This window comes from Rhodococcus oxybenzonivorans (assembly GCF_003130705.1).
Classification (GTDB): domain Bacteria; phylum Actinomycetota; class Actinomycetes; order Mycobacteriales; family Mycobacteriaceae; genus Rhodococcus_F; species Rhodococcus_F oxybenzonivorans.
In genome coordinates, this window is record NZ_CP021354.1 from 4,930,687 (window position 1) to 4,955,705 (window position 25,019).

The window sequence follows — 25,019 nt, forward strand, 5'->3', positions numbered from 1 at the left end:
GCCCTACTCCTTACGCGAAGCCAGGACGGTTTCGTACAACTCGCGTTTCGACACGCCCGGGGTCGCAACCAACGCGCAGGCGTCCTTCAGTCGGGTGCCGTCGGCAACCAGTCGTTCCACCTCGTCGACGAGGTCGGCGGGATCGGAGGCCACGATGGTGGCCCCTTCCACCACCACCGTGATCTCGCCGCGCACCCCCTCGGCCGCCCATTCGGCGAGTTCCGAGAGGGTGCCGCGGCGTACCTCCTCGTAAGTCTTGGTCAGTTCGCGGCAGACGGCAGCTCGCCGGGTACCGCCGAGAACCTCGACGGCATCGGCGAGACAGTCGGCAAGCCGGTGGGGTGCCTCGAAGAACACGCACGCCCGTGGCTCGTTCACCAACTCCCGCAACCACGTCTTGCGCTGGCCCTGTTTGCGGGGCGGGAAGCCGTCGAAACAGAAGCGCTCGACCGGGAGCCCGGAGAGGGCCAGTGCCGTCGTCACCGCCGACGGTCCCGGCAGGCAGGTCACGGCCAGGTCCTCGGCGACACACGCCGACACCAGCCGGTACCCGGGGTCACTCACCGAGGGCATCCCCGCGTCGGTCACGAGGAGCACCGTCTTACCTTCTGCAACATCGGCGACGAGCGCAGGCAGTCGTGCCATCTCCACCTGGTCGTAGAAACTGACCACTTTTCCCGTGATGGTCACGTCGAGCGCCGAAGCCAGAGCCTTGGTGCGACGGGTGTCCTCGGCGGCGACGACGTCGGCGGTTTCCAGCGCCGTACGCAGCCGGGGCGAGGCGTCACCCACGTCCCCCATCGGCGTTGCGGCGAGCACGAGGCGACCAGTCATGACCCACAGCCTACGATTGCCGCGTGACGATGTTGACGGACGAGCGACCGACGCCCTCCGCACGACGCTCGTCGGTGGTCAGCCCGGCACCCCTCACCCCTCCCCCAGCTTCGGTCCCGTGGACCGTGCCCGCGGCTGGGTGGTGACCCTGTTCGTCACAGCGATCGCGGCGATCACCCGGTTCACCATGCTGGGATACCCGACGGACGCGGGCACACCCGTGTTCGACGAGAAGCATTACGCGCCACAGGGCTGGCAGGTTCTCACCGGCGGCTGGATAGAAGACAACCCCGGGTACGGCCTGGTGGTGCATCCCCCGATCGGGAAACAACTGATCGCGATGGGCGAGGCGATCTTCGGCTACAACGGCTGGGGGTGGCGGTTCGCGTCGGCGGTGGCGGGCACGATCCTGGTTCTGCTCGTCATTCGCATCGTCAGGCGGTTGAGCCGGTCCACACTCCTCGGCGGTCTCGCGGGCATCCTGCTCGTCGCGGACGGTGTCACCTTCGTGTCCTCTCGCCTCGGCATGCTCGACATCTTCCTGGCCCTGTTCGCCGTCGCCGCCCTCGGTTGTCTGGTCGTGGACCGCGACCAGGTTCGCGAGCGAATGGCCCGCGTGTACGACGAAGGGCGGATCGGCGACAGCGAGTGGGGGCCGCGTCTGGGTGTCCGGTGGTGGCGTTTCGGTGCCGGAATCATGTTGGGCCTGGCGTGCGGAACGAAGTGGTCGGGCATCTACTTCATCGTCTTCTTCGGGTTGCTCAGCGTGTCGTTCGATGTGGCGGCCCGACGGACCTACGGAGTGCAGCGGCCATGGTTCGGCGCCGCCCTCCGCGACGTCGGCCCCGCACTGTATGCGCTCGTCGTCGTCCCGCTGTTCGTTTATCTCGGCAGCTACTGGGCATGGTTCGCGAGCGAGACCGGGGTCGATCGGCACGCCGTGGGCAACGAGATCGGCACCGGTGGAACCTGGTCGTTCCTCCCGTCCGCGCTGCGGTCGCTGTGGTACTACAGCGGCAACGTCCTCCAATTCCACGAAGGTCTCACCAACTCCGCGGGCAACCATCACCCGTGGGAGTCGAAACCATGGACGTGGCCGATGGGTCTTCGCCCGATGCTCTACTACTTCGCCGAGGGCGACCACGTGTCCGGATGCAGCGCGTCCAGTTGCATCAAGGCGGTCATGCTCGTCGGCACGCCCGCGATGTGGTGGCTGGCGGTGCCGATGCTCGCCTGGGCGATGTGGCAAGCAGTGGTCCGCAAGGACTGGCGATATGCCACCGTGCTCACCGGCTACGGCGCCGCCTTCCTCCCGTGGCTCACCACCCTCGACCGCCAGATGTACTACTTCTACGCAGTCGCCCTTGCGCCGTTCATGGTGATGGGTATCGCCCTCGTCCTCGGCGACATCCTCGGCAGGGCCACGTCGTCCTACGAACGTCGCGGCACCGGTCTGCTCGCCGTCTGCCTCTACGTGGGACTGGTGGTGGCCAACTTCATCTGGCTGTGGCCCATCCTCACCGGTTTGCCGATCACACCCGAGATGTGGCAAAACCAGCTCTGGCTACCCAGCTGGCGCTGAACCGGAACCCCCGCGCCGGTTCTTCACGGAACTGGGCGAGCGGCGTCGCTTCGCCACCGCTTTCCGGAGTTCCCGCCGCATCTCCCTGGCGTCGACCACGATCGGGTCGCGCGACAGATCCTTGTACAGCGACACGCACAGACCGATCATCACGATCACGAACGGTGCGGCCGCGATGATCGTCATCGTCTGCAGTCCGTCGAGGGCGGTATCACCACCGGTCCACAGGATCAGGGCAGCCACCCCACCGGTCAGCGAACCCCAGAAAACGACCACCCAGCGCTGCGGATCGAGCGAGCCGCGCTGCGAGAGGGTACCCATCACCATCGATGCGGCATCCGCGCCGGACACGAAGAAGATGGCGACGAGCACCATCACCAGAACGGTGGTGATGCCGGTGAGCGGCAGGTGGTCGAGCAACCCGAACAGCTGCCCTTCCTGGGTGTCCTGCCCGGCGAGGTCGATACCGTCGCGCTGCTCACCGATACCCGCGCCGCCGAAGATGGCGAACCAGACGAGGCTGACCGCACTCGGAACCAGAATGACTCCGAAAACGAACTGGCGAATGGTCCGGCCGCGGCTGATGCGTGCCAGGAACATCCCGACGAACGGGGTCCACGAAATCCACCACGCCCAGTAGAAGATGGTCCACGACGACAACCACTCACCGGTCGCGGGATCGGAGGACGCCCCGGTTCGCGCCGACATCTGCGCCAGTTCGGCAGCGTAGGCACCGATCGTCGTCGGCAGCAGGTTCAGGATCAGGACCGTCGGACCCACCACGAACACGAACAGCGCCAGCACGACGGCGAGCACCATGTTGGTGTTGGACAGCCACTGGATGCCCTTCGCGACACCCGACACCGCGGAGGCGACGAACGCCAATGTCAGCAGTGCGACGATCGCGACGAGCAGGAAGGTGCTGACCTCCGACATCCACCCGACGACCTGAAAACCAGAGCCGATCTGGAGGGCCCCCAGACCCAGCGAGGCAGCGGTACCGAACAGTGTCGCGAAGATGGCGAGCACATCGATGAACTTGCCGATCGGACCTTCCGCGCGCCGACCGAGCAGAGGTATGAACGCCGAGCTGAACAGCTGCTTGCGACCCTTCCGGTACGAACCGTACGCGATCGACAGGCCGACCACGGCGTACATCGCCCAGGGGTGCAGGCTCCAATGAAACATGGTGGTAGCCATCGCGGTTCCGATTCCACCGTCGCTGCCGGGGGGCGGCGTGACATAGTGCGCGAGCGGCTCGGCGACACCGAAGAACATCAGCCCGATACCCATGCCCGCGCTGAACATCATCGCGATCCAGCTGACCGTCCGAAACTCCGACTTCTCGCCGTCCTTGCCGAGCGGAATGTGGCCGAACCGGCTGAATGCGAGCCATAACGAGAAGAGCACGAAGCCGGACGCCGACAGAACGAACAGCCATCCGAGATCGGTGACCAACCACGAAAGGGCCTTGCCGGTGCTCGAATCGAGATTGTCGGGGGCCGCGAGGCCCCACACGACGATCAGCGCCACCGCCGCGGCAGCGACGGAAAACACGACGTAGTCGGTGCGAACACCGATCCGCTTCAGCCCACCGGACGCAAGCACATTCGGAGACTCGGATGGGTGATCCGGCAGATCAGTATTCATCGCCATGAACAACTACGTTGGTCACTGGCGGAAGTAAATGCAAGCTGGGATGCGCGCCGACCCCTGAACGAGAGCCGGCGTGCGCGTGCAGTCACACCGCGGCTTTGCCCCATCCCGAACCCCGTCCGATCAGGCCGTCGATACCGAGGCGCCCGGCGCCGATGACGGCGAGAAGCAGCGAGCCCGCACCTAATGCCACCACGAGTTCGTAACCGCCCTCCGAAACGAAGACACCCTTGTCGGCGTGCACGAGGATCAGCGCACCGAGCATGTCGAGGAACAGAAGAAATCCGGCCACCGGTGTGGCCAATCCCACGATGAGCGCGAATCCGCCCGCAAGTTCGATCGTCGCTGCCGCTATCGCCGAGATGTCGGGAAGTGGTACTCCCATGTCGGCGAACGACTCCTGCGTCGCGTTCACCCCGAATTCGAAGAACTTCTGCCAGCCGTGCGCGACGAAAACGACGCCCAGACCGATGCGTGCGATCAGGATCGCGAGGTCACGGAACAGTGCGGAGGCCATACCGAATGTTCCCCTTTCTGGAATCGCTTCTTCTGGATGAAGCGCAGCTCAACCGGCGCCGCGGAGGGCCGACTGCACGAAGTCGAGGATTTCGTCGTCGGAGACGCCCAGCTTGCGCAGTTCCTGCACATATCGGGTGGCCGCCTTCTCGGCACCGACACGGATGGGGTCGCCACCGCCTGCGATGAAGGTGCCCTGCTTGCCCCGGCTTTCGATCACACCCTGCTCACCGAGTTCGCGGTACGCCTTCGCGACGGTATTGGGGGCCAGCCCTACCTCGACGGCCAGGGCGCGGACCGTCGGGATCTTCGTGCCGGCGATCAGCCGACCGGTGCGCACCTGCTCGATGATCTGTAGCCGCAACTGGTCGAACGGGGCGGTCGACGAATCCGGATCGATGTCGATGTGCACGGTCGCCGCCACCTCCGTTGTTCCAGGCGTTGTATCAGACCGTAGTGGGGAGGGCACGGCGCCGCAATGGCTGGCGGCGAACGCCACCGGTCACAGCGCCGCGACAGCGTCCTCGACCGGGGTCGGCCCGGACGTCAGCATGAGGGTCTTCCTCGCCGTACTCGGATCGTCGAGAAGCGCCACGACCACGGCCGCGACATCGGCACGCGGCACGGTGCCACGTTCGAGCGGTGGGGCGGCGAGGGTGACGTGCCCCGTCGGTTCGTCGTCGGTCAACCCACCGGGCCGCAGAATCGTCCAGTCCAGGTAGGTGCGCGCCCGTAGATCTTCTTCGGCCGAGGTCTTGGCGGCGAGGTAGGCGGCGAACACGTCGTCGGTGCCCTCCGGAATCGGCTCACCGGCACCGAACGAGCTGACCTGAACGAACCGACGCACCCCGGCCTTCTCGGCGGCTTCGGCGAGCAGCACCGCGGCGCCGCGGTCGACGGTGTCCTTGCGTTCCGCTCCGCTGCCCGGGCCGGCGCCGGCCGCGAACACTGCGGCGTCTGCGCCGAGCAGCACCTTCGCGACGTCGTCGACGGTCGAGTTCTCGAGGTCGATGACCACCGGCTCGGCGCCCAGTGCTGCCACGGCGTGTTCGTGATCCGGATTGCGGATCAGGGCCACCGCACGGTCTCCTCGCGCGGTCAGCAGCTTGGTCAGGTGGCGGGCGATCTTCCCGTGCCCACCCGCGATGACGATGCGGCGGGGTGTGCTGTTCGAGTGCTCGGCCATGGTCGATCTCCCTCTGTCGTCGACTGATCCACGTATGCGACTGTTCCACTGACGCACAGTGTTTATTGACGCACAGTGCAGCGCACGGTACCGGCTCATTTGTTCCCGGGTGCAGAATGTTCTGCATGGCGAACACCGCGACGATCTACCACAACCAACGCTGCAACACCTCCCGCACCGTCCTGGGACTGATCCGGGACGCCGGCATCGAACCCACCGTGGTGAAGTACCTCGAGACGCCGCCCACACGGGACGGTTTGCGCAAGCTGCTCGACGACGCCGGGCTGAAGCCGAGCGAGGCGATCCGGAAGAAGGAAGCGATCTACAAGGAGTTGTCGCTGGCTCAGGCGTCGGAGGACGAACTGCTCGATGCCATGATCGAGCACCCCATCCTCATCGAGCGTCCGATCGTCGTGACGGACAAGGGCACTGTCCTGGCTCGCCCGGCCACGAAGGTCACCGAGATCCTGTAGGCGCTGCGCGCCCGTGAGTGGTTAGCGAGTGCGGAGACTCGTTAACCACTCACGGGCCCGGAGGGCCTACAGCGGGTCGCGGGACACGGGACAGGACATACAGCGCGGCCCGCCGCGGCCCGACCCCAGTTCGGAGCCGGCGATCCGCAGCACCTCGATGCCCGATGCTTCGAGGCGGGCGTTGGTCTCGGCGTTGCGCTCGTAGGCGACGACGACGCCGGGGGCGAGCGCGAGGGTGTTGTTTCCGTCGTCCCACTGTTCGCGTTCTGCGGTGACGTTGTCGAGTCCGGTATCGATGACCCGCAACTTCCCGATGCCCATGGCGTCGGCGGCAGCGAACAGGAAGGGGTCGGCCCCCCGGATGGACACACCCTTGTCCTCGCGGTGAATGGTGAACGCCGACAACGTGTCCTGGATGACGGGGTACATCACGACCGCGTCGTGGTCCACCATGGTGCAGACGGTGTCGAGATGCATCGACGCCCTCGACTGCGCAATCGGCACCACCAGTACCGTATGGGCGAGCTCGTCCTCGAATACGCTGCGCGCCAGTGCCTCCGCACCGGCCGGGGTGGTGCGCTCCCCGACCCCCACGGCGACGACACCGGGCGCGAGCAGCAGGACGTCGCCGCCTTCGACGGGGGCGGTGTGTGATTCGTAGGCGCGCCGGGCGCCACGGAACCGCGGGTGGTGCGCGTAGATGATGTCGGTGAGCGACGTTTCCCGCACACGCGCCGGTAAGGCCAGCGAGGTGATGGCCACCCGCGGGCCGATCCAGACCGACGAATCCCGGGTGAACAGCAGATTGGGCAGCGGGTCGATGACGAAGTCGCCGCCGTGATGCATGCGCCGGACCAGCGACGCACTGCTCGCCGCGACCGGTAGTTCGTCGAAGGTCATGCCCGCGGTGAGAATGGTGGACAGGTCCTGGGCCGGCACACCGCGCAGGTGGGTGGCCAGTTCCTGGGCGAGCGTATGCCCGAGTTTGCGGGGATCCACCGCAGCACCGATCCCTTGCATGCGCGCCGCACCACTGGCGGCGAGGGTCTCCGTGAGCAGTGCGGACAACAGCAGTACCTCGACACCCCGGCTGCGCAGCACGTCGGCGAACGCATCGTGTTCCTCCTGCGCGCGGTCGACCCAGGGCAGCCCGTCGAAGAGCAGTTGGTCGTTGTTGCGGGGCGTGAGCCGCTTCAGTTCGTCGCCGGGCCGGTGTAGAAGGACGGCACGAAGCTGCCCCACTTCGGAGTTGGCTCCCAACGGCGCAGAACCGGACGCGTTCATGCCTAGACGGTAATGCGGCAGGGCCCCGTAGGCACGTCAAACACTCCGCCGCCGAACACGTCACAGCGTGCCGGAGCGAGTAGCGTGAGACGGCGGAGGTAACTCATGGAGGAAGAGTCGAGGCGATCGACTGCGACGGCCGGTCCACCGGTTTCGGCGACCGCTGCCGGACCGGCTGTGCCACCTGCCTTGGCCCCGTTCGCGGGACGGTGGGTGGGAGCCGGCGAAGGTGCCTATCCCACGATCGACGACTTCGGCTACACCGAGGAGATCGAGTTCACGGCGAGCGGTAAGCCGTTCCTCGCGTATCGGTCCCGGACGTGGGCAGCCGACGACGGGCGTCCGTTGCACTCCGAGTCCGGTTTCCTGCGGCTCGTCGCCGAGGACGAGGCAGAACTTCTCCTTGCCCAGCCCACCGGTTTCGTCGAGATTCATCGGGGCCAGATTCGGGAGGGCACCATCGAGTTGTCGATGTTGTCGCTGTGCGCCTCTCCGGATGCGAAGCCGGTGCACAGTGTGCGGAGGAAACTGTCGGTGCGCGGTGGCGACCTCACGTACGACCTGTGGATGGCGCACGGTCCCACTCCGCTCACCCACCACCTGCACGGTCACCTCCGCCTCGACTGACCTCGAGTATTGTTCGGGTATTCCTGGTGAAAGGTGCCCGATGTGGAGATGCCCGAATGGAAAGCCAAGGAGCTCACACCCGGCCAGCTGTCGGAGCGCAGCGGTGTGGCGGTGTCCGCTCTGCACTTCTACGAGCGTGAAGGCCTCATCAGTAGTCGCCGCACCAGCGGCAACCAGCGGCGGTACCGTCGGGACACGCTCCGGCGGGTCGCGTTCATTCGCATCGCCCAGCGGGTGGGAATACCCCTCGCCGAGATCCGGGACGCCCTTGCCACTCTGCCGGAGGGCCGGACGCCGACCCGCAAGGATTGGGAGAGGTTGTCGACGCGGTGGCATGCGGACCTGGATCAGCGAATCGAGCAACTGGTCCGCCTACGCGACAACCTGACGGGGTGCATCGGGTGCGGATGCCTCTCGCTGGGCAGTTGCGCGATCGTCAACAGTCACGATCGACTCGGTACTGCAGGGCCCGGGGCGCGGACGCTCGACGTCGAGCTGAACACCTGCCCCTAGGGACGTGGTCAGCTGTCGCCGAGCCACTTCTCGATGGCATCGCGGTCTTGACCCACCATGTCGCGGACGAGCTTTTTGATGAGTGATTCGATCTGACCACCGACCAGGGGGATCTTCACCTCGACCGACCCGATGAGCTCCAACACCGAGCCTTCTCCCGACGCACGGAGCACCGAGGCACACTCGATGCGGACCGGAATGCCGGTGGAACTGCCGCGAATCCGTCCGTCGGCCCGGTTCCCGTCGAGAGGTCCCCATTCGTCGGCGCGTTCGACCCTCAGCTCGCCCGAGACCACTTTGCGGACCAGCCCGGGAAGCGAAGAGGCACTGATGCTGTCGCGCATCGTCGCCGTCAGGGTTCCGGGCCCGCCGCTCTCGTCCAGGGTCAGCTTCTCTGGTGCCTCTTCGAACCGGTGCCGCCAGAACACCGGGTCGGTCAGCGTCGCGTGGACGCGGTCCACGGGGTACCCGATGTCTTCCGAATATTCGAAGCGTTTCGCCATGACGGCAGCCTACGACAAGCGCACTCGTCGAGCAGGGGTGTGAAGGCGTCGCCCGCGCCCCATCACCGAGCCGAGTCCGGGCCAATCCGTCGAATCAGGGGTGTGAACTACGCGTCGGGTCCACACTGGAAAAGCACCAGTTGAGGCAACTCGATCAACCGAATGAGGGTGGGCATGGCCGATGGCGAACCGCTGATACCACCGAGTGCCGTCGACGTCGATTTCTCCGACATCGCCTGGGGAGCGGACCGTACAATGTCCGACTTCGAGACCGGGATGTGGCGGATGGAGGAGGTACAACCGAAGCTGCGTTCGCCGATCGTCGCGGTCGATGTACTCGACGGACCGCCGGACTGGGACCGGTTGGTGCGCGCGCACGAGTGGGCCTCACACATGGTGCCCCGGATCCGGATGCGCGTGGTCGAGCCCACGCTGCGGCTGGGTAACCCGATGTGGTCGGTCGACCCGGAATTCGACCTCGACTATCACCTCACCCGGGTGCGACTACCCGAACCCGCGACGTTCGACCACGCCCTGCGGATCTGCCGGCGGATGGCCACCGAACCCTTCGATCGAGCCCGGCCGCCGTGGAGCGCCATGCTGATCGAGGGCCTCGACGACGGTCGCGCCATCTACGTGGTGAAGACGCATCACAGCATCACGGACGGTCTCGGCGGTATCCAGTTGATGACGCTGCTGCACAGCAGACGTCCCGAGCCGTCACCGGACAAGCCGGACCGCCCGCCACCTCTGCCGGAGCGGATGTCGGGCGGCGGTGCGTTCTTCGAGCAGACGCTCGGGAACGTTCGCCGGGCGCCGGGTCGACTCGGTGGCCTGGTACGCGGCGCCACTCGCACGGCGATCACCGCCGTCACGAACCCGATCGGGGCGGTCACCGACGTCGTCGGTTACGCCAATTCGATCCGCCGGGTGGTCACTCCTCCCCCGGCCACCGGCTCACCGTTGTTGCGAGACCGGGGCCTCGGCCGCTGGTTCGGCGTGCTCGAGGTAGGCGTCGACGAGCTGAGGTCGGCTGCGCACCGAGCGGAAGGATCACTCAACGACGCCTATATCGCTGCCCTGCTGGGTGGATTCCGGCGCTACCACGAGTCCTTCGGCCACGACATCGACACGATCCCGGTCGGCATGCCGGTCAGCCTGCGGGCGGCGTCGGATCCGACCGGAGGGAATCGATTCGCCGCAGCACGCTTTGCGGGACCCGTCGGTGAGGTCGACCCGATCGAGCGGATCAAGAAGGTACGCGCGATCGTCCTCGGTTTACGGCAGGAGCCGGCGCTCGGCCTCCTCGACTCTGCGGCGCCGATTCTGGTTCGGATGCCGACGGTGGTGCTCGCGAATTGGTATCTCTCCCAGTCGAGCGGTCTCGACCTGCAGGCCAGCAACGTCGCCGGTGTACCGGTGCCGGTCTACCTCGCAGGGGCCCGGATAGAGAGGATGTTCCCCTTCGGTCCCGCACCGGGTTGTGCCGTCATGGCCACACTGGTCTCGCACGTCGGCACGTGCTGCATCGGCGTCAATCTCGACACCGCCGCGGTGACCGAACCGGCCCGTTTCATGATGTGCCTACAGGAGAGCCTCGACGACATCGTCGAACTCGGCCGTGGATGAACGAAAGGACCACACGAATGGACGAGCAGACGACACGGCCACGCGTCTACCTCATCGAGTCGATGAGCGACATCGAGGAGACGACCCTGCGCGCGTGGCTGGACCGACAGGACGGAAGCGACGGGCGTCCGCCGCAGGCCGTCCGCGTCTCGGGTGACGAACTCGCCGACGTGTGCCGACGCGAGGACGATCCCCTTCTGGTCCCGCTCCGGGTGGTGTGGCGGCCCAGGACCGACCAGCCCGAGGGCCTGCAGCGGGTGCGGGAGTCGCTTCTGCGTGATCCCCTTCATCCCGGCCCGAGCATGCAGCGCAAGATCCTGCGCCGGGAACCCGGCCGCTGCGAGGTGATCGAAGGCGCCCCGGCCCCCTTGAGCGATCTCCGCCGCCGGCTCGCCGAGAAGGGTGGCGGATCGCTCCCCGACTTCGTACGCCGCCAGGCCGCACTGACCCTCGAGCGTGCCGAACGCTCCTTGCTGGGAACGCAATACAAGGTGTCGCGGTTCGTGGTCGACGAGATGACCGACACCAGCCGGTTCCACACCGTCATCCACGAGCTGGCTGCGCGCCTGGACCTCCCCGCCTCGGAAGTCGAACGTCGCGCTCGGGGCGCCCTCGACGAGATGGTTGCCGCCCAGAGCCGACGCGCGATCGCGTTGTGGGATCAACTGGGCCGCTACTTCTCGCGTGCATACCGCCTCGACGTCGACACCTCGCGTCTCGACGAACTCCGCGAGCTGAACAAGGAATACTCTCTGGTATTCCTGCCCAGCCATCGCTCCTATCTCGATCCTCTGGTGCTGCGTCCCGCTCTCCTCGCGAACGACCTCCCGCTCAATCACGTGATGGGGGGATTGAACGTCAGCTTCTGGCCGATCGGGCCGATCAGCAAGCGCAGTGGCACCGTCTTCATTCGACGCAAGTTCGACGACGACGAAATTTACAAGTGGTCGCTGCGCGAATACATGCGCTACCTGCTCACCAAGCGGTTCAACCTCGAGTGGTACATCGAGGGCGGGCGCAGCCGTACCGGAAAGTTGCGGCCGCCCCGCTTCGGGCTCCTCACCTACTTGGCGAAGGCATTCCAGTCCAGTGGGATGTCCGATGTCTACCTCATTCCGGTCTCCCTCACCTATGACCAGCTGTACGAGGTCGGTGCGATGGCGGCCGAGGCCCACGGTGAGGCCAAGACGAAGGAAGGACTCCGCTGGCTCGTCGGATATGTGCGCGCCCAGGGGCAGCGGCACGGGGTGGCCCATGTCAATTTCGGCCGACCGATGTCGCTGGCGGAGTATCTCGGCCACGAGGACGACCTGCGCCTGGCCGTGCAGAAGACGGCGTTCGAGGTGTCGCACCGCATCAACGAAGTGACACCGGTGACGGCCACGTCGCTGGTGATGCTCGCATTCCTGGGTATCGAGGACCGTGCGCTCACCGTTCCTGAACTACGCGCCATCCTCGGACCGCTCGTCGACTACATCACCGTCCGGCGACTACCGACGGCAGGCGATGTCGACCTCACCAACCCCGAGGTCATTCGCACGGCGCTGCGCACCCACCTCGACTCCGGTGTGCTGCGCAGTTTCGACCGGGGCAGCGAGCGTGTGTTCTACCTCGGGCGGGACCAGCACCTCGTCGCAGCGTTCTACCGCAACAACACCATTCACTTCCTGGTGATGAGAGCCATCGCGGAAATGGTTCTGCGCGCCGCGGCGGACCAGCCGTTCGGAAACCCGCTCGAGGACGGGTGGGAGGAGGCGCTGCGCATCCGTGACCTGCTGAAGTTCGAGTTCTTCTTCAGCGACAAGGACGCCTTCCGCGACCAACTCCGGACCGAACTCGAGATCATCGACCCCCTGTGGCGGGAGAACATGCGTGACCCCGCGCATGCCGAGAAGCTGCTGTCGACAGCGCAGATCCACTTGGCCCACCGCGTCCTGCAACCCTTCCTCGAGGCCTACGCGGTGGTGTCCGATCAGCTGTTACGCACGCCTACCGACGAAAAGTTCGACGAGAAAGCATTCATCACCGAGTGCCTTTCGCTGGCCGAGCAGCGCCGGTTACGCCAGCAGATCGGAAGCCGGGAGTCGATCTCTGCCGAACTCTTCACGACTGCACTGAAATTGGCGCGCAACCGGGGCCTCGTCGAACCAGGTGCGGAGAATCTCGAGGCTCGGCGAATCGAGTTCGACGCCGAGATCCGCACCCAGGTCGACCGGGTCCTGCGCATCCGGACCCTTGCTCACGACACCCTCGACCAGGTGGTGGGTGAGTAGATGACTGATCTGCGCAGCCTCCACGATGCGATCGCCGCCGCCCCGCCAGGACCCGGAACGCTTGCCGCCTTCGACCTGGACGGGACTCTCATCAGCGGGTATTCGGCCAGTGTGGTCTACCGGGATCGTCTGCGGCGCTTCGACATCAGTGTCGCAGAACTGTTGCGCACCACCGGGGCCGCCATGGAGACCCGATTTCGGGGCGCCGATGTGAGCGGCCTGATGCGTATCGGCGTGCAGAGTCTGGCCGGGCGCATGGAGGACGAAATGCAGGAATGGGGGCAGCGCCTCTTCCGGCAGGAGATTGCCCGGATGATCTACTCGGAGGTCCGCGGGCTACTCGCCGCGCACCGGCACGCGGGACACCAGGTGGTGATGGCCACATCGGCTACTCCCTACCAGGCGCAGTCGGTGGCCGAGGACCTCGCCATCGAGGACGTCCTGTGTACTCGCCCCGAAGTCCTCGACGGCATGCTCACCGGTCAGCTGGCGTCCCCTCCGCTGTGGGGTCCGGCGAAAGCTGAGGCCGTGCGCACGTACGCGGAACAGCACGGCGCAGACCTGAAGAGCAGCTTCGCGTATTCCAACGGTGCCGAGGACCTTCCGATGCTGACGTCGGTGGGTCATCCGGTGGCCCTGAATCCGGATCGGAAGCTGGCGGCCACCGCCCGGCAGAACGGGTGGCCTTCGGTGAATCTGCGGCCACCGCAGAGCGGCAACGACCCGGTGTCGATTGCGCGCACCACCACGGCAATCGGCGCGCTGATGGGCGCCGCCGCGTTCGGTGTCTCGGCCGGTCTGGTAACGAGGAACCGCCAGACCGCCGCCAACCTGGTCGGTAGCTTCGGCCCCGATATCGCCCTGGCAATCTGTGGTATCGGGCTGCGGGTGAGTGGCAAGGAGAACGCCGAAGCCGCACGACCGGCGGTGTTCATGTTCAATCACCAGAGTTCACTCGACATGCTGGTGGTCGGCAGCGTCATCCGTCACGACGTGACCGGTGTCGCCAAGAAGGAAGCCGCACGCGACCCCCGTTTCCTTCCCGTCGGTGCACTGCTCGACGTCGCGTACATCGATCGGTCGGACAGCGCGAAGGCCAGGGCCGCGCTGCAACCGGCGGTGGAGAAGCTGCACTCGGGCATCTCCATCGCCATCGCCCCCGAAGGCACGCGCACCCCCACTCCTCGTCTCGGCAAGTTCAAGAAGGGTGGGTTCCATCTCGCGATCTCGGCTGGGGTGCCGATCGTGCCGATCGTCATCCACAACGCCGGAGAGCTGATGTGGCGTAACTCGCTGGTCGCGCACGCCGGAACCGTCTACGTCGATGTGCTCGAACCCGTCCCCACAGACGGGTGGGATACCTCCGACCTGGACAAACACGTCGAGGAAGTCCGCTCCCTGTTCGACGAGTGCCTGCACGGCGGGCACCGCTGACAAGATTTTCAGAAATATTCGGCTGGATGTAGAGAAACCGGAATGTGCTCCGTCCTCTTCGCGAAAGGCGTCACAATGGGCGCCACGAGATGAGGAGAAAACAATGCCGAAGTTCATGCTGCTGCAGAACTACGAGGGCGGGCCCGGGTGCACGGTGCCGATGAGTGATTGGGATCCGGCCGACATCAAGGCCCATATCCAATTCCAGCACGACCTCAATGCCGAACTCGCCGCCAACGGTGAATTGGTCGACGCGCAGGGCCTCGCCGGGCCCGACGCCGCGAAGCGTGTCACATTCGACGGCAGAAGCGTTCCTGTGGTGACGGACGGCCCGTTCCCCGAAACCAAGGAACTGCTTGCGGGATATCGCTTGATCGATGTGGAGTCCGAAACCCGCGCACTCGAGATCGCCGCGAAGGCCTCGGCCTCACCCGGACCGAACGGTGTCCCCATCCAGCAGCCGATCGAGGTTCGTCAGGTGATGGGCGCGCCGGACACCGACTTCTAGGCGATCCGGCTCACCCGCGCCTTTACGCGATACTGCCCGACGACGGAGAGGTGGGTGGTCTGCTGGCGCTGATGCTTCTCACCGATGCCCGCCGCCCGGCACGCACCGGTCCGGAGGGTGAGCTGATCCCGCTCACCGAACAGGATCGCACCCTCTGGAACAGCGACTTGATCGCCGAAGGCCAGCGGGTGGTGATGGACGCCGTGGCCGGAGGGGCGGTGGGCCAGTACGTGCGATTGAACCGCGCCGTCGCTGCGGCCATGGTGCACGGTCCGGCCACCGGAACTGGCGATGCTCGAAGAGCTCGACGGCCCACTCCGTGGGCACTACCGGCTCGATGCCGTCGGCGCGCATCTCCTCGACATGGTCGGGGACACTCGATCGGCGGCGGCGCACTACCGTGCGGCGGCGCGCCGCACCACCAACGTCCCCGAGCACCAGTACCTTGCCGCGCAGGTGGCCCGGCTCGGTGTCGCTGAATCGGGCTGAGAGAGCACTGCATACAGCCCTCGCGCACAGCCCACCCGAATCGCCTCGCCAGAATCGCGACAGGTGGGCACGATGGACGAATGCGCTCCGCCCCGCCGATGTCCTCCCCTGAGATCTCCGACTCCGAGTCTTCGCTGCTGCCCCGGATCTGGGCGCTGCTGCGGCCCTATCGGGGTTGGCTGGTCCTGGTCGGCGCGGCGATCGTCGTGTCGTCACTCCTCGGCGTCGTTCCACCGTTCCTCACCAGGGCAGTCTTCGACCGCGCACTGTTTCCCACCGACGGCAGCGGCGTCCATCTCACGCTGCTGATGTGGCTTGTTCTCGCGATGATCGGGGTGACATTGGTGAGCTCGCTCATCAGCGTCGGCCAGAGCTACCTCACCACCAAGGTCGGCAACCTGTCGATGGCCGATCTGCGCGAGCGGCTCTTCGCGCACCTCGAAAAGATGGAACTGGCCTTCTTCACCTCCACCAAGACCGGGTCGATCCAATCGCGACTGGCCAACGACGTCGGCGGGGTCCGCTCCGTGCTCACCTCCACGGCATCGAGCATCCTGTCCAACGCGGTCACCGTCGCAGCGTCCCTCATCGCGATGGTGTTGTTGTCCTGGCAGTTGACGCTTCTCGCCGTGGCACTGCTACCCGGATTCGTCTACCTCCAGCGCCGCGTCGGCGCCCGGCGGCGGGCGCTGGCCCGAAAAACCCAGGAGTCGCTGTCGGACATGACCGCCATCACCGAAGAAGCACTGAGCGTCTCCGGTGTTCTCCTGACCAAGGTCTTCAACCAGTCGCAGGCCGAACTCGCGCGCTACCGCGCGGAGAACGCCCGGCAGACCGAGCTCCAAGTACGTCAGGCCATGGCAGGCCAGGGATTCTTCGCTGTGGTGGGTGCCTTCATGGCCATCACCCCGGCCCTCGTGTATCTGCTCGCCGGCTATCTGATCAGCGGTGGGTACGGCCCGGCCATTTCGGCAGGGACCCTCGTCGCGTTCTCGACCCTGCAGGCCAGACTGCTGCAGCCGCTTGTGTCACTGATGCGGGTCACGCTCGACGTCCAGACGTCGATGGCGTTGTTCCGCCGCATCTTCGAGTATCTCGATCTGCAGCCGGCGATCGTCGATCGTCCCGACGCCGTCGCGCTACCCGCCGACTCCCCGGGCAAGGTGGAACTCGACGACGTCTCCTTCGCCTACCCCACTCCGGTGCGCCTGGCCACCGCCGACCCGGACCCCGTGGCTCTGCGAAGCCTCGGACGCGGCGGAGTCGGCGGCGGGATGCGCGGCTTCTCGGCCCCGACCACCCGCACCCCCGTAGTGGCCGACGAGGAGGTGATCGAGCCACGCCGCCCTCGACGCTGGGCGGTGGCGGGCACCTCTTTCGAGATCGAGCCGGGTCAACTCGCCGCCTTCGTCGGACCATCGGGCGCGGGTAAAACGACCCTCTGCTACCTGGTACCGCGGCTGTACGAAGTGGACCGCGGCGCCGTCCTCGTCGACGGATACGACGTACGCGACCTGACCATGAGTTCACTTGCCGACGCGGTCGGGATGGTCACCCAGGACCCGTATCTGTTCCACGCCTCCATCGCAGACAACCTGCGATATGCCAAGCCCGACGCCACCGACGCCGAACTGCACGATGCGGCCACCGCCGCCAACATCCACCACCGCATTCTCGCTTTCGACAACGGTTACGACACGCTCGTCGGCGAACGTGGCTTCCGGCTCTCCGGCGGCGAGAAGCAGCGTCTTGCCATCGCACGAGTGCTGCTGAAGAACCCGCGCGTTCTCATTCTCGACGAAGCCACCTCGGCACTCGACACCGTGTCCGAGCGGCTCGTCCAGCGAGCACTCGCCGAGGTGATGCGCGGGCGGACCACACTGGCGATCGCGCACCGGCTCTCCACGATTCAGCATGCCGACGTCATTTTCGTGATCGACGAGGGTCGCCTGGTGGAACGCGGCACCCACGCCGAACTCCTTGCCCGTCAAGGCCTCTACGCGAGACTGCATGCCGAACAGTTCGGCGGCGGCCAGGTGGAGTGTCGCTGCACCGACGGCATTCGATTCACGGACGGCACAGTGCTGGCACCGAGCCGCAGTCGCGAGAACTAGTCGCTACAGGAACTTGCTGAACTGGTCGTTGGCCTTCTGCATCACGAAGTCGTACGGCGGCGAGAACTTACGGGCCCACCAGTATCCGAACCGGATGTCGGGCGAGGTGTACACCAGATAGCGGTTCTTCTTGATTCCTGTGAGGATGCAGGACGCTACCTTCTCCGGGCTGACCGCTCGCTTCTCGAATCGGTGGATCGCCTTCTCGATCCGCGGGTCGTTCCGATCCACTCCAGCGATCTCGACAGTGCCCACCAGCGGAGTCTTCACGGCACCCGGAACCACGAGACTGACGCCGATACCGTGCCGCTTCAGGTCGAATCGCAGAACCTCGGACACCCCGCGGAGCCCGAATTTGCTTGCGCTGTAAGCGGCATGCCAGGGCAGCGCCAGCAGTCCCGCAGCAGACGACACGTTGACAAGGTGTCCACCGCGCCCCGCCCGCACCATCGGAGGGACGAAGCTTTCGATGATGTGGATCGGCCCCATCAGGTTGACGTCGATCATCGACTTCCAGTGGCGGTGCTCGAGGTTTTCGACCGTGCCCCACGCGGAGATACCGGCGACGTTCATCACGACGTCGAGGCTGCCGAATTGATCGTGAATATCTGCTGCGAACGCCGTCACCGCGTCGTAATCGGACACGTCGAGCGCTCGTGAGAAGCTCACGGTTCCGCCCTGATTGCCAACCTGCTCCACCGTGTGAGCCAAGCCGACTTCATTGATGTCGGTGAGAAAGAGTTCGGCGCCTTCCGCGGCGGCCGCCAACGCCGTAGCGTGCCCGATCCCGCTACCTGCACCTGTGATCAGGCACTTCTTGCCGTCCAGCGTCGTGATCGCCATTGTCGTGCGAGCCCCCGTCCTCACCGATCCGTGTCGGCTGGAAGTCTACGCACGCACAACGTTTGCGCGCACGCCCCCGAGGCGGGAGCACCCGGGTCCTCGGCAGCGTGGCGACAGAGCTGAGCCGGCTCTCCCCGAGCCGGCCCACTTCACAACCGCTGCGCCATTTCTTCCTGATATGTCCGGATCGTCCGTTCGATTCCGTTGGCGTCTTCTTCCCGTCCTCTGTGCCGGGCATCGTCGGCGCGCTCGCGCAGAACTCGAATCGCCTTCCGAAGCTCGGCGTCACTCATTCTGTGTTCCATATCACAATCATTCCCGACGACTCCCGGTTTGGCCAGGCATCGCGGGCGGTCACCGAAGACACCGAGGTAGAGCCGTTGCCGACGAGCGCACCAGTCAGACCGCATGATCGGCCGTCCTGCGGAGGTCACGCCGGAAGGCTTCTGGCGCGGCTGCGCGGCGGTCGGGCGGTGCAGATACTCCCCGTTCGCAGTAGTGTTCACGGCGCCGTCGCGGCCGAGCGACCTGCCGTAGTTGCAATGCACAACGCAACACAATGGCCCTGAACTGCAAGTACAGGCCCCCCGCACTGCCGCGTGCCGGCAACTCGAGGCCGTCAGCAAACTCCCAGTGATTGAATGAGCAATCAGCATTTGCGGCCGGGCGGCCGATCCGCCACATCTGCAGGAACGTCCACTGGACGCTCGGCCATTGAACCGTCAAGAGACGCGCCGGTATGACTTGCATAGAGTCCGAACGGCTGAGCAGCGAGAGGTGCGCGATGCGCCGACCGTCGTCGAAACATGCATGACGCCGTCAGCGAGCGAAAGCGCACCGTTTCGCACCTCTGGCTGTGAGTTATCAATCGGTTATCATCATGGTACTGTGTCGTTCACACGACTGACGCGCGCACGAGAGAGGACCCGGCGGCTCACAATGGCAGATTTTGCTGCGCGGTTGAACAAGCTCTTCGACACGGTCCACCCTCCGGGACGTAAACCGCACACCAACGCAGAGGTGGCTTCGGCGCTCATTGCCGACGGGCATCAAATCTCGAAGCCCTACATTTCGCAGCTTCGCTCCGGGCAGCGCACAAATCCTTCGGACGAGACCGTCGCGGCATTCGCCCGCTTCTTCAAGGTTAAGCCCGAATATTTCTTCAACGACATCTACGCAGCCAAGATCGACCACGACCTCGAACTCTTGTCGCAGCTCCAGGGCTACGGACTACGCAAACTGTCGAGCCGCGCGTTCGACTTGTCCGAGGAGTCACAGAATCTGCTTACCACGATGGCCGAGAAGCTTCGCGCCAGCGAGGGTCTGCCCGAGGTACCGCCGGACGCGTCCCGGTAGCACCGATTTTTCGCGCCGGATACGGAACCTCTTCCGGCACTGCGCTATACATGACCACGCCGCTCGTATGCCGAGCGTACCGGACGAGCCGAGCCCGGGTACCGACCTTCCTGTCTGAGCGCTGAGCCCACCCGGGAATCGCACGCGCGGCGACTCCCGTTGGCGCATGATGGAGCAATGCCTGACAGACCGCAGCTCGGTCCCACGATTTTCGTGCTCTTCGGCGCCACCGGGGACCTGTCCAAACGGATGGTGCTCCCGGCCTTCTTCCAGCTCGCACGATCAGGTCTTCTCGGTTCTCGATGGATGTTGATCGGCACCGGGCGGGGCACGGTCACCGATGATCACTTCCGGGCCCACGTGCGGGACTCCCTCACCCAGTTCGGCGGCGGGCACACCGACGACGGCTGGGACGACTTCGCGCAGCGCCTGCGATTCGCCGGTGGCGGTTTCACGCCCGAAGACCCCGGGACGCTACCGAGCACCGTGCAGGACGCGCGGGATTCGCTCGGCGTTCCCGACGCTCAACTCGTCCACTATCTGGCACTTCCCCCGAGCACCTTCGCCGACACCACACGAGCTCTCGGCGCGCACGACCTGGCGCGCGGTTCCCGGGTCGTCTACGAAAAGCCGTTCGGTACCTCACAATCCGCTTTCCGTGAACTCGACGCCGCAGTACACGAGGTTCTCGACGAGAAGCAGATCTATCGCATCGACCATTTCCTCGGCAAGGAAAGCACCCAGAATCTGCACATCCTGCGATTTGCCAACGGGTTGATCGAGGGAGTCTGGAACCGCGAACACGTCGAACAGGTCCAGATCGACATCCCCGAAACCTTGGACATCGACGACCGCGCCCGCTTCTACGACGCCACCGGTGCGGTCCTCGACATGCTCGTGACTCACCTGTTCCAGGTCGCTGCGGAGATCGCGATGGAGCCGCCCCTGAGCCTGGGCGCCGACGACCTCCAGTCTGCACGCGAATCGGTGATCGGAGCGTTCCGCCCGCTCGACCCCACCGAAGTGGTCCTCGGCCAGTACGAGGGATACCGAGACGTCGACGGTGTCGCCGACGATTCGGAGACGGAAACTTTCGTCGCCGCACGGTTGTGGGTCGACACCGACCGCTGGCGGGGTGTGCCGTTCCTGCTTCGGACGGGCAAGATGCTGGGCGTCGCGAAGCAACGCGTGAGCCTGGTGTTCCGGACCCCGGAAGGCCCTCTTTCCGACATCCCACCGGACGGCGCCGTGCTGACCTTCGATCTGTCCGGGGACGGCGAGATCGACATGTCGATGGTGGTCAAGGAGCCCGGTCCCGACGACGAACTGTCGGTGGGCCACCTGAGTCTTCCTCTCGACACGATGCCACTCGGCCATGCTCTCGCACCGTATTCGCGCCTGATCCTGGACGTACTGCACGGCGACCGGTCACTCTTCACCCGTCCGGACGGGCTTGCCCACGTCTGGGACGTCGCAGACCCGTTGCTGAACAGGCCGCCCGCCGTCAAGCTGTATCCGGGGGGATCCATGGGACCGCCGGAGGCCGACAAGCTCGCCTCGCCGTGTGGATGGCTGGTCACGCAGTCGACCGGATGAGCCGCCCTCCGCGACAAGTGGACTCGGACCGAAGAGGAGACGACGTGGACAACGAAGAGATCGAAAAGCGTATTCAGGCTCTCGTCGAGCAGGAGCACGAACTGCGGGCGCAGTTGCAGGACAGCGAGCTGGCCCCCGAGGAGGAACGCGCACAGCTGGCCGCGTTGGAAACCTCACTCGATCAGTGCTGGGATCTTCTGCGCCGACGCCGGGCTCGTCTCGACGCAGGACAGAACCCGGACGAGGCCTCGGTCCGTCCGGCGTCGGAGGTCGAGGACTACCTCCAGTAGAAGGCGGTCAGGGCACCGACTCTTCCGATGCCGGCTCCGTAGCCGCGACCGGCACGGGCGAGTGACGGATTTCGGCGTACGCCTCCGCGAGTTGCAGCACCCATCGGCGCGGTGACATCCCCTGCGGTGGAGCTATCCACTCGGTGTCGAGCACCTCGGAACCGGCTGGGTCGTCGATCCAGCGGGCCAAAATCCTGCTGCGCTCGGTGGTCGACTCGGGCAGATTCTGCGCCCGCGTCTCGAACATGCCCGCGCCGGCCTGCAGATACAGCGCGTCCATAACGTGAGCGATCGAATCAGACGCCCGCAGAACGGTGGTGCTGCCCTTGCCGTCGCCCTCCACGACTTCGGGGAATCGGGAGACGAGCACAGAATGCAACACGCTCATCCGGCGAAGATCGCGGCGTGCGCGCAGCCAGGTCTCCACCAGCACCCACACTGTGCCGGCCGAAACCACCACAGCGGCGATCGTGTACGCACCGGAGGATCCGATGATCCACGTCTCCCCCGCCGCCTCCCGGACGAGTCCCACGACCGCGGCGACGAGAACCATCGCCGATCCCACCACGACGAGGGCGATGCCGCGGCCGAGAGGGGTCCATGCGACGTGCAAGATACCGGTGATCACCACCGATGCCAGCGCGAGCACGATGAACACCAGGGCCGGGACGGGGTAACCACCGGCAAGCGCCGTTCCGACCAGGACCGCGGCCGCATAGATCACGGTGGCGACAGCGCGTAGGGCGCGGCGCGGCAAAATCGGCCAGACCGACACCGCACCTACGGCGCTCGCGGCAGCGAAGAGGGTCCACGCCAACTCGAGGAGGATCTCCGACAGCCCGGCCGTCGGCGCCAGCGCGTCGAGACGCAAGGCGACATCCGGGACGGCCAACGTAGACGCGCACGCGGCGCTGGACACCGCGATCACCATCGCGATCCGCAGTGGTGTCGGCTGGCGTGCCGCGACCCTGCCTGTGCGGGCGCCGGCTGCGATCCAGACGACGAGCGCGACAATCCAGCCCATCAGCCGATCGCCTCGTCGTAGCGGAGCACCGACACCGGCGTTCCCCTGCCCTTCATCGTCCTGAGCTGCAGGAGCAACATCGATGCGAACGTCTCGGCCTCCCACTCCGCCACGTCACCGGAAGTCTGCTCGCCGCCACGCATTCGCGAGCGCTGACTGAGCATGTACGCGATCAAGTCGTCGCCGGCCTCGAGCGTTGCCGCGACGATCTCGGCACCCTCATGCCGAAACACGATGTGCCCCAGTTCATGTGCAAGAGTGCGGTCGACGTCGGGAAGTCCCGGGGCGAGCACGATGACGTCCCTGTCGGGGTATGCACGTCGCTGACCACAGACGCCCGGCGCCATCGGCGTCGTGAAGTCGAGTTCGATGGGACGCTGCCGTTCGCGGGCAACTGCATCTACGACATCCCCGAGTGAGACCGCTTCTGCCCGGGCGGCAGCGTCACAGACCGCATCCACGGCTGCTGCCACCCGTCGATGAGAACGGCTTCCTGCCACGACTACATCCCTCCCGTAGGTGCCGGCGGGAAGAACTCCGCCCGGGCGGCCGCGATGCGCGCCTGCTGTGCGCGCGCACCCTTGAAGGTCAGCGCACCGGCCCCACCCGCGCAGCCGAGAAGAAGTCCCACACCGCCGAGCACTGCAAACGCAGGTAGTGGCTCACTATGAACGACCGGCGCGACTGCCGGCGGTGCGGAGTCCGGAACTGCGGCGGGTGCCGGTCGCACGCCGGGCCGCACTGGGTCCTGCGCTGGTGCGTTCTCCTCGGCCGCATCGCCGGGAAGGCTCGTTCCATTGGAGTGTGGTGGCGCGTCCGCCGCCGGCGGGCCCTGGGGACCTCCCGGCGAGGTGCCAGGCCCGGGACCTTCCGGTCCACTTCCCGACGCAGGGGGTACACCTACTGCCACACCTCCGTCGCCGGATTCGGGATCGCTCGACGTGTCGGGACGGGTGATGTTCGGTACCGGGTCCGACGGCAGGTGCCCGTACGGGGGAACGACCACCTGTGGAGCGGGAGGAGTCGACGGCTCGCTGGTCTCGGACGGCTCCGTCGTCTCCGGAGGATCGGTGGTTTCGGATGGCTCGGTAGTTTCGGATGGCTCGGACGTTTCGGAAGGCTCGGTGGTGTGGGGGTTATGGCCGCAGTCGTGATATCCCTCGCACGGGTGTGACCCCACACCTGGATGCGTCGAGCCGCCGCCGACGTCGGGATCTGCAGATGCGGTCGACGGGAACACTGAGAAAGTGCCCCATCCGAGAACGGAGAGAAAGGCCAGCGCGAGCCCCAGCATGATCAGGTTCCGGATCACACGACGTGCTGCCACTGCGCACCCCCCTCTGGTATCGATCCAACACCTCAGGCGGCGTCGACGCTGCCATGGTAACGAGCGGACGGTTCGGAGGTGCTGGTGGTGCCGGAGTCGGGGGCCGGCACCACCAGCTATGCCCGAGCCACGTGGGACTCGGGCGGCTTTGTCGGTGAACCACCGAAGGCATGCGTGCGTCGGATGGTTCGTCGCAGGGACAGCGTCGGTCGGCCGCCCCGGAACGTCGACATCAGAACGTCCCGGCGACCGTCACCTCGGACGGCTGCACGGCAGTGTTCGGCGCCGGCTGGACATCGGTCGCGAACGAAGTGGCGTGGCCCATCATCGCCGCCCCCACACCCATTGCGACGGCCGCCGCCGCCGTGCCTATTACGACGGCTTTCGCCGCTGCAGTGAGCGCAGCGCGGGCGGCACCGGATGAGCGCCTCTCGTTCACAGCACGTTCACCAGCAACATCGTCGCAGCAATCGTCGCCAACACGGTCGCTGACGCGAGCGCATCCGAGATTCTCTGCCTTGCCTGCATGTTCTTGACCCCGATCAATTGACCCCTCGATGACCTGTGATCAGTAGACCTTGCCCAGTTACCGTTTAGCAACTTCTCCATCCCAAACGTGACGCGGCACACTGCCACACGGCGCTCTGGCGCACACCGGCTCCCCCGAACGGAAGAGCACGGCGACACGAAGAAGCACTGCGATACACAGAGAGCACTGAACACACGGAAGAGCGCGAACACACAAAAGAGCACTGAAACACGAAGAGCACCTCCTCCGAAGGGAGGAAGTGCTCTTGTGATGGTGGAGCTGAGGGGAATCGAACCCCTGACCTCTTCGATGCGAACGAAGCGCGCTACCAACTGCGCCACAGCCCCTGATGCGGACCCTGCGATCTGCTCGGCAAACTCTAGCAGGCCACCCACACAGGGGGCGAATCGCCTATCCGATTGCGGCTTTCGGC

At 65.8% G+C, this 25,019-nt stretch carries 26 protein-coding genes, 1 tRNA gene and 1 pseudogene; 14 read left to right on the forward strand and 14 right to left on the reverse strand.

Features of this window, described 5'->3' with window-relative positions; genetic code table 11:
• Positions 1-3 precede the first annotated feature (3 nt).
• The gene (rsmI, locus tag CBI38_RS23100) at positions 4-834 is read right to left on the reverse strand and encodes a 16S rRNA (cytidine(1402)-2'-O)-methyltransferase (RefSeq protein ID WP_109332517.1); all 831 of its coding nucleotides are present in this window, start codon (positions 832-834) and stop codon (positions 4-6) included.
• On the opposite strand from rsmI, the gene CBI38_RS23105 reads away from it, so the two are divergent.
• Positions 833-2,416, forward strand: coding sequence for a dolichyl-phosphate-mannose--protein mannosyltransferase (locus CBI38_RS23105; protein ID WP_204164804.1), 1,584 nt, complete (start codon positions 833-835; stop codon positions 2,414-2,416). The genes rsmI and CBI38_RS23105 overlap by 2 nt on opposite strands.
• Here the strand turns inward: CBI38_RS23105 and CBI38_RS23110 are convergent.
• The 4 genes from CBI38_RS23110 to CBI38_RS23125 all read right to left on the reverse strand — a co-directional run bounded on the left by CBI38_RS23110 (position 2,399) and on the right by CBI38_RS23125 (position 5,774).
• The gene (locus CBI38_RS23110) at positions 2,399-4,072 is read right to left on the reverse strand and encodes a BCCT family transporter (protein ID WP_109332525.1); all 1,674 of its coding nucleotides are present in this window, start codon (positions 4,070-4,072) and stop codon (positions 2,399-2,401) included. The two genes, CBI38_RS23105 and CBI38_RS23110, sit on opposite strands and share 18 nt — an antisense overlap.
• Before the next feature lie 85 nt (positions 4,073-4,157).
• On the reverse strand, positions 4,158-4,589 hold the full coding sequence (locus CBI38_RS23115; RefSeq protein WP_109332526.1) for a DoxX family protein: 432 nt from the start codon (positions 4,587-4,589) through the stop codon (positions 4,158-4,160).
• A gap of 48 nt (positions 4,590-4,637) precedes the next feature.
• Positions 4,638-5,012: a GntR family transcriptional regulator gene (locus CBI38_RS23120; RefSeq protein WP_109332527.1), complete on the reverse strand. Its 375-nt coding sequence runs from the start codon at positions 5,010-5,012 to the stop codon at positions 4,638-4,640.
• A gap of 78 nt (positions 5,013-5,090) precedes the next feature.
• Positions 5,091-5,774 (reverse strand): NAD(P)H-binding protein, encoded by a 684-nt coding sequence (locus CBI38_RS23125; RefSeq protein ID WP_109332528.1) that lies wholly within the window; start codon positions 5,772-5,774, stop codon positions 5,091-5,093.
• 125 nt (positions 5,775-5,899) lie between these two features.
• On the opposite strand from CBI38_RS23125, the gene arsC reads away from it, so the two are divergent.
• On the forward strand, positions 5,900-6,247 hold the full coding sequence (gene arsC / locus CBI38_RS23130) for an arsenate reductase (glutaredoxin) (RefSeq protein WP_397504813.1): 348 nt from the start codon (positions 5,900-5,902) through the stop codon (positions 6,245-6,247).
• 66 nt (positions 6,248-6,313) lie between these two features.
• Here arsC and arcA read toward each other — a convergent pair whose 3' ends face one another.
• The gene (gene arcA / locus CBI38_RS23135) at positions 6,314-7,531 is read right to left on the reverse strand and encodes an arginine deiminase (protein ID WP_109332530.1); all 1,218 of its coding nucleotides are present in this window, start codon (positions 7,529-7,531) and stop codon (positions 6,314-6,316) included.
• 105 nt (positions 7,532-7,636) lie between these two features.
• Between arcA and CBI38_RS23140 the strand changes: the two genes are divergently transcribed.
• Positions 7,637-8,158, forward strand: a complete 522-nt coding sequence (locus CBI38_RS23140; protein ID WP_109332531.1) for a heme-binding beta-barrel domain-containing protein — start codon at positions 7,637-7,639, stop codon at positions 8,156-8,158.
• Positions 8,159-8,200: 42 nt separating this feature from the next.
• Positions 8,201-8,671, forward strand: coding sequence for a redox-sensitive transcriptional activator SoxR (gene soxR / locus CBI38_RS23145; protein ID WP_109332532.1), 471 nt, complete (start codon positions 8,201-8,203; stop codon positions 8,669-8,671).
• Between the two features lie 8 nt (positions 8,672-8,679).
• Here soxR and CBI38_RS23150 read toward each other — a convergent pair whose 3' ends face one another.
• Positions 8,680-9,174 (reverse strand): DUF2505 domain-containing protein, encoded by a 495-nt coding sequence (locus CBI38_RS23150; RefSeq protein ID WP_109332533.1) that lies wholly within the window; start codon positions 9,172-9,174, stop codon positions 8,680-8,682.
• 174 nt (positions 9,175-9,348) lie between these two features.
• On the opposite strand from CBI38_RS23150, the gene CBI38_RS23155 reads away from it, so the two are divergent.
• The 7 genes and pseudogenes from CBI38_RS23155 to CBI38_RS23180 all read left to right on the forward strand — a co-directional run bounded on the left by CBI38_RS23155 (position 9,349) and on the right by CBI38_RS23180 (position 17,621).
• Positions 9,349-10,803: a wax ester/triacylglycerol synthase domain-containing protein gene (locus CBI38_RS23155; RefSeq protein ID WP_109332534.1), complete on the forward strand. Its 1,455-nt coding sequence runs from the start codon at positions 9,349-9,351 to the stop codon at positions 10,801-10,803.
• A gap of 17 nt (positions 10,804-10,820) precedes the next feature.
• Positions 10,821-13,076 (forward strand): glycerol-3-phosphate 1-O-acyltransferase, encoded by a 2,256-nt coding sequence (locus CBI38_RS23160; RefSeq protein ID WP_109332557.1) that lies wholly within the window; start codon positions 10,821-10,823, stop codon positions 13,074-13,076.
• Entirely contained in the window at positions 13,077-14,510 is a 1,434-nt protein-coding gene (locus tag CBI38_RS23165; protein ID WP_109332558.1) for an HAD-IB family hydrolase, read from the forward strand.
• A 103-nt stretch (positions 14,511-14,613) separates the two neighbouring features.
• The gene (locus CBI38_RS23170; RefSeq protein WP_109332559.1) at positions 14,614-15,018 is read left to right on the forward strand and encodes a YciI family protein; all 405 of its coding nucleotides are present in this window, start codon (positions 14,614-14,616) and stop codon (positions 15,016-15,018) included.
• Between the two features lie 71 nt (positions 15,019-15,089).
• Positions 15,090-15,161 (forward strand): annotated as a pseudogene (locus tag CBI38_RS40330) (hypothetical protein); the annotation flags it as partial.
• Between the two features lie 148 nt (positions 15,162-15,309).
• The gene (locus CBI38_RS38505) at positions 15,310-15,507 is read left to right on the forward strand and encodes a hypothetical protein (RefSeq protein WP_204164806.1); all 198 of its coding nucleotides are present in this window, start codon (positions 15,310-15,312) and stop codon (positions 15,505-15,507) included.
• Positions 15,508-15,587: 80 nt separating this feature from the next.
• Positions 15,588-17,621 (forward strand): ABC transporter ATP-binding protein, encoded by a 2,034-nt coding sequence (locus tag CBI38_RS23180; RefSeq protein WP_109332568.1) that lies wholly within the window; start codon positions 15,588-15,590, stop codon positions 17,619-17,621.
• 3 nt (positions 17,622-17,624) lie between these two features.
• Here CBI38_RS23180 and CBI38_RS23185 read toward each other — a convergent pair whose 3' ends face one another.
• Complete coding sequence (locus CBI38_RS23185) at positions 17,625-18,464, reverse strand: SDR family oxidoreductase (protein WP_109332569.1); 840 nt, start codon at positions 18,462-18,464, stop codon at positions 17,625-17,627.
• A 149-nt stretch (positions 18,465-18,613) separates the two neighbouring features.
• Complete coding sequence (locus CBI38_RS38510) at positions 18,614-18,757, reverse strand: hypothetical protein (RefSeq protein ID WP_201453670.1); 144 nt, start codon at positions 18,755-18,757, stop codon at positions 18,614-18,616.
• A 646-nt stretch (positions 18,758-19,403) separates the two neighbouring features.
• Between CBI38_RS38510 and CBI38_RS23190 the strand changes: the two genes are divergently transcribed.
• From CBI38_RS23190 to CBI38_RS23200, 3 genes are all read left to right on the forward strand, one after another.
• Positions 19,404-19,820, forward strand: coding sequence for a helix-turn-helix domain-containing protein (locus CBI38_RS23190; protein WP_109332570.1), 417 nt, complete (start codon positions 19,404-19,406; stop codon positions 19,818-19,820).
• Between the two features lie 177 nt (positions 19,821-19,997).
• The gene (locus CBI38_RS23195; protein ID WP_109332578.1) at positions 19,998-21,416 is read left to right on the forward strand and encodes a glucose-6-phosphate dehydrogenase; all 1,419 of its coding nucleotides are present in this window, start codon (positions 19,998-20,000) and stop codon (positions 21,414-21,416) included.
• 44 nt (positions 21,417-21,460) lie between these two features.
• Positions 21,461-21,706, forward strand: a complete 246-nt coding sequence (locus tag CBI38_RS23200) for a DUF2630 family protein (RefSeq protein WP_109332579.1) — start codon at positions 21,461-21,463, stop codon at positions 21,704-21,706.
• 7 nt (positions 21,707-21,713) lie between these two features.
• On the opposite strand, the gene CBI38_RS23205 is transcribed toward CBI38_RS23200, so the two are convergent.
• The 5 genes from CBI38_RS23205 to CBI38_RS23225 form a co-directional block, all read right to left on the reverse strand.
• On the reverse strand, positions 21,714-22,730 hold the full coding sequence (locus CBI38_RS23205; RefSeq protein ID WP_109332580.1) for a hypothetical protein: 1,017 nt from the start codon (positions 22,728-22,730) through the stop codon (positions 21,714-21,716).
• A complete protein-coding gene (locus tag CBI38_RS23210; RefSeq protein ID WP_109332581.1) occupies positions 22,730-23,230 on the reverse strand; it encodes an ImmA/IrrE family metallo-endopeptidase in 501 nt (166 codons plus the stop codon). The genes CBI38_RS23205 and CBI38_RS23210 overlap by 1 nt, the downstream gene beginning before the upstream one ends.
• A 2-nt stretch (positions 23,231-23,232) precedes the next feature.
• On the reverse strand, positions 23,233-24,057 hold the full coding sequence (locus CBI38_RS23215; protein WP_230989932.1) for a cell surface protein: 825 nt from the start codon (positions 24,055-24,057) through the stop codon (positions 23,233-23,235).
• A gap of 232 nt (positions 24,058-24,289) precedes the next feature.
• Positions 24,290-24,496, reverse strand: coding sequence for a hypothetical protein (locus CBI38_RS23220; protein ID WP_109332582.1), 207 nt, complete (start codon positions 24,494-24,496; stop codon positions 24,290-24,292).
• A 361-nt stretch (positions 24,497-24,857) separates the two neighbouring features.
• Positions 24,858-24,933, reverse strand: a tRNA-Ala gene (locus tag CBI38_RS23225).
• Between the last annotated feature and the right edge of the window lie 86 nt (positions 24,934-25,019).

Coding starts and splice junctions, on each gene's coding strand:
- CBI38_RS38505 (WP_204164806.1), top strand. CDS start 15,310: ATGCTCGAAGAGCTCGACGGCCCACTCCGTGGGCACTACCGGCTCGAT.
- CBI38_RS23190 (WP_109332570.1), top strand. CDS start 19,404: ATGGCAGATTTTGCTGCGCGGTTGAACAAGCTCTTCGACACGGTCCAC.
- CBI38_RS23170 (WP_109332559.1), top strand. CDS start 14,614: ATGCCGAAGTTCATGCTGCTGCAGAACTACGAGGGCGGGCCCGGGTGC.
- CBI38_RS23195 (WP_109332578.1), top strand. CDS start 19,998: ATGCCTGACAGACCGCAGCTCGGTCCCACGATTTTCGTGCTCTTCGGC.
- CBI38_RS23155 (WP_109332534.1), top strand. CDS start 9,349: ATGGCCGATGGCGAACCGCTGATACCACCGAGTGCCGTCGACGTCGAT.
- CBI38_RS23115 (WP_109332526.1), bottom strand. CDS start 4,589: ATGGCCTCCGCACTGTTCCGTGACCTCGCGATCCTGATCGCACGCATC.
- CBI38_RS23160 (WP_109332557.1), top strand. CDS start 10,821: ATGGACGAGCAGACGACACGGCCACGCGTCTACCTCATCGAGTCGATG.
- arsC (WP_397504813.1), top strand. CDS start 5,900: ATGGCGAACACCGCGACGATCTACCACAACCAACGCTGCAACACCTCC.
- CBI38_RS38510 (WP_201453670.1), bottom strand. CDS start 18,757: ATGAGTGACGCCGAGCTTCGGAAGGCGATTCGAGTTCTGCGCGAGCGC.
- CBI38_RS23140 (WP_109332531.1), top strand. CDS start 7,637: ATGGAGGAAGAGTCGAGGCGATCGACTGCGACGGCCGGTCCACCGGTT.
- CBI38_RS23180 (WP_109332568.1), top strand. CDS start 15,588: ATGCGCTCCGCCCCGCCGATGTCCTCCCCTGAGATCTCCGACTCCGAG.
- arcA (WP_109332530.1), bottom strand. CDS start 7,531: ATGAACGCGTCCGGTTCTGCGCCGTTGGGAGCCAACTCCGAAGTGGGG.
- CBI38_RS23110 (WP_109332525.1), bottom strand. CDS start 4,072: ATGGCGATGAATACTGATCTGCCGGATCACCCATCCGAGTCTCCGAAT.
- CBI38_RS23105 (WP_204164804.1), top strand. CDS start 833: ATGACCCACAGCCTACGATTGCCGCGTGACGATGTTGACGGACGAGCG.
- CBI38_RS23165 (WP_109332558.1), top strand. CDS start 13,077: ATGACTGATCTGCGCAGCCTCCACGATGCGATCGCCGCCGCCCCGCCA.
- rsmI (WP_109332517.1), bottom strand. CDS start 834: ATGACTGGTCGCCTCGTGCTCGCCGCAACGCCGATGGGGGACGTGGGT.
- CBI38_RS23125 (WP_109332528.1), bottom strand. CDS start 5,774: ATGGCCGAGCACTCGAACAGCACACCCCGCCGCATCGTCATCGCGGGT.
- CBI38_RS23150 (WP_109332533.1), bottom strand. CDS start 9,174: ATGGCGAAACGCTTCGAATATTCGGAAGACATCGGGTACCCCGTGGAC.
- CBI38_RS23205 (WP_109332580.1), bottom strand. CDS start 22,730: ATGGGCTGGATTGTCGCGCTCGTCGTCTGGATCGCAGCCGGCGCCCGC.
- CBI38_RS23185 (WP_109332569.1), bottom strand. CDS start 18,464: ATGGCGATCACGACGCTGGACGGCAAGAAGTGCCTGATCACAGGTGCA.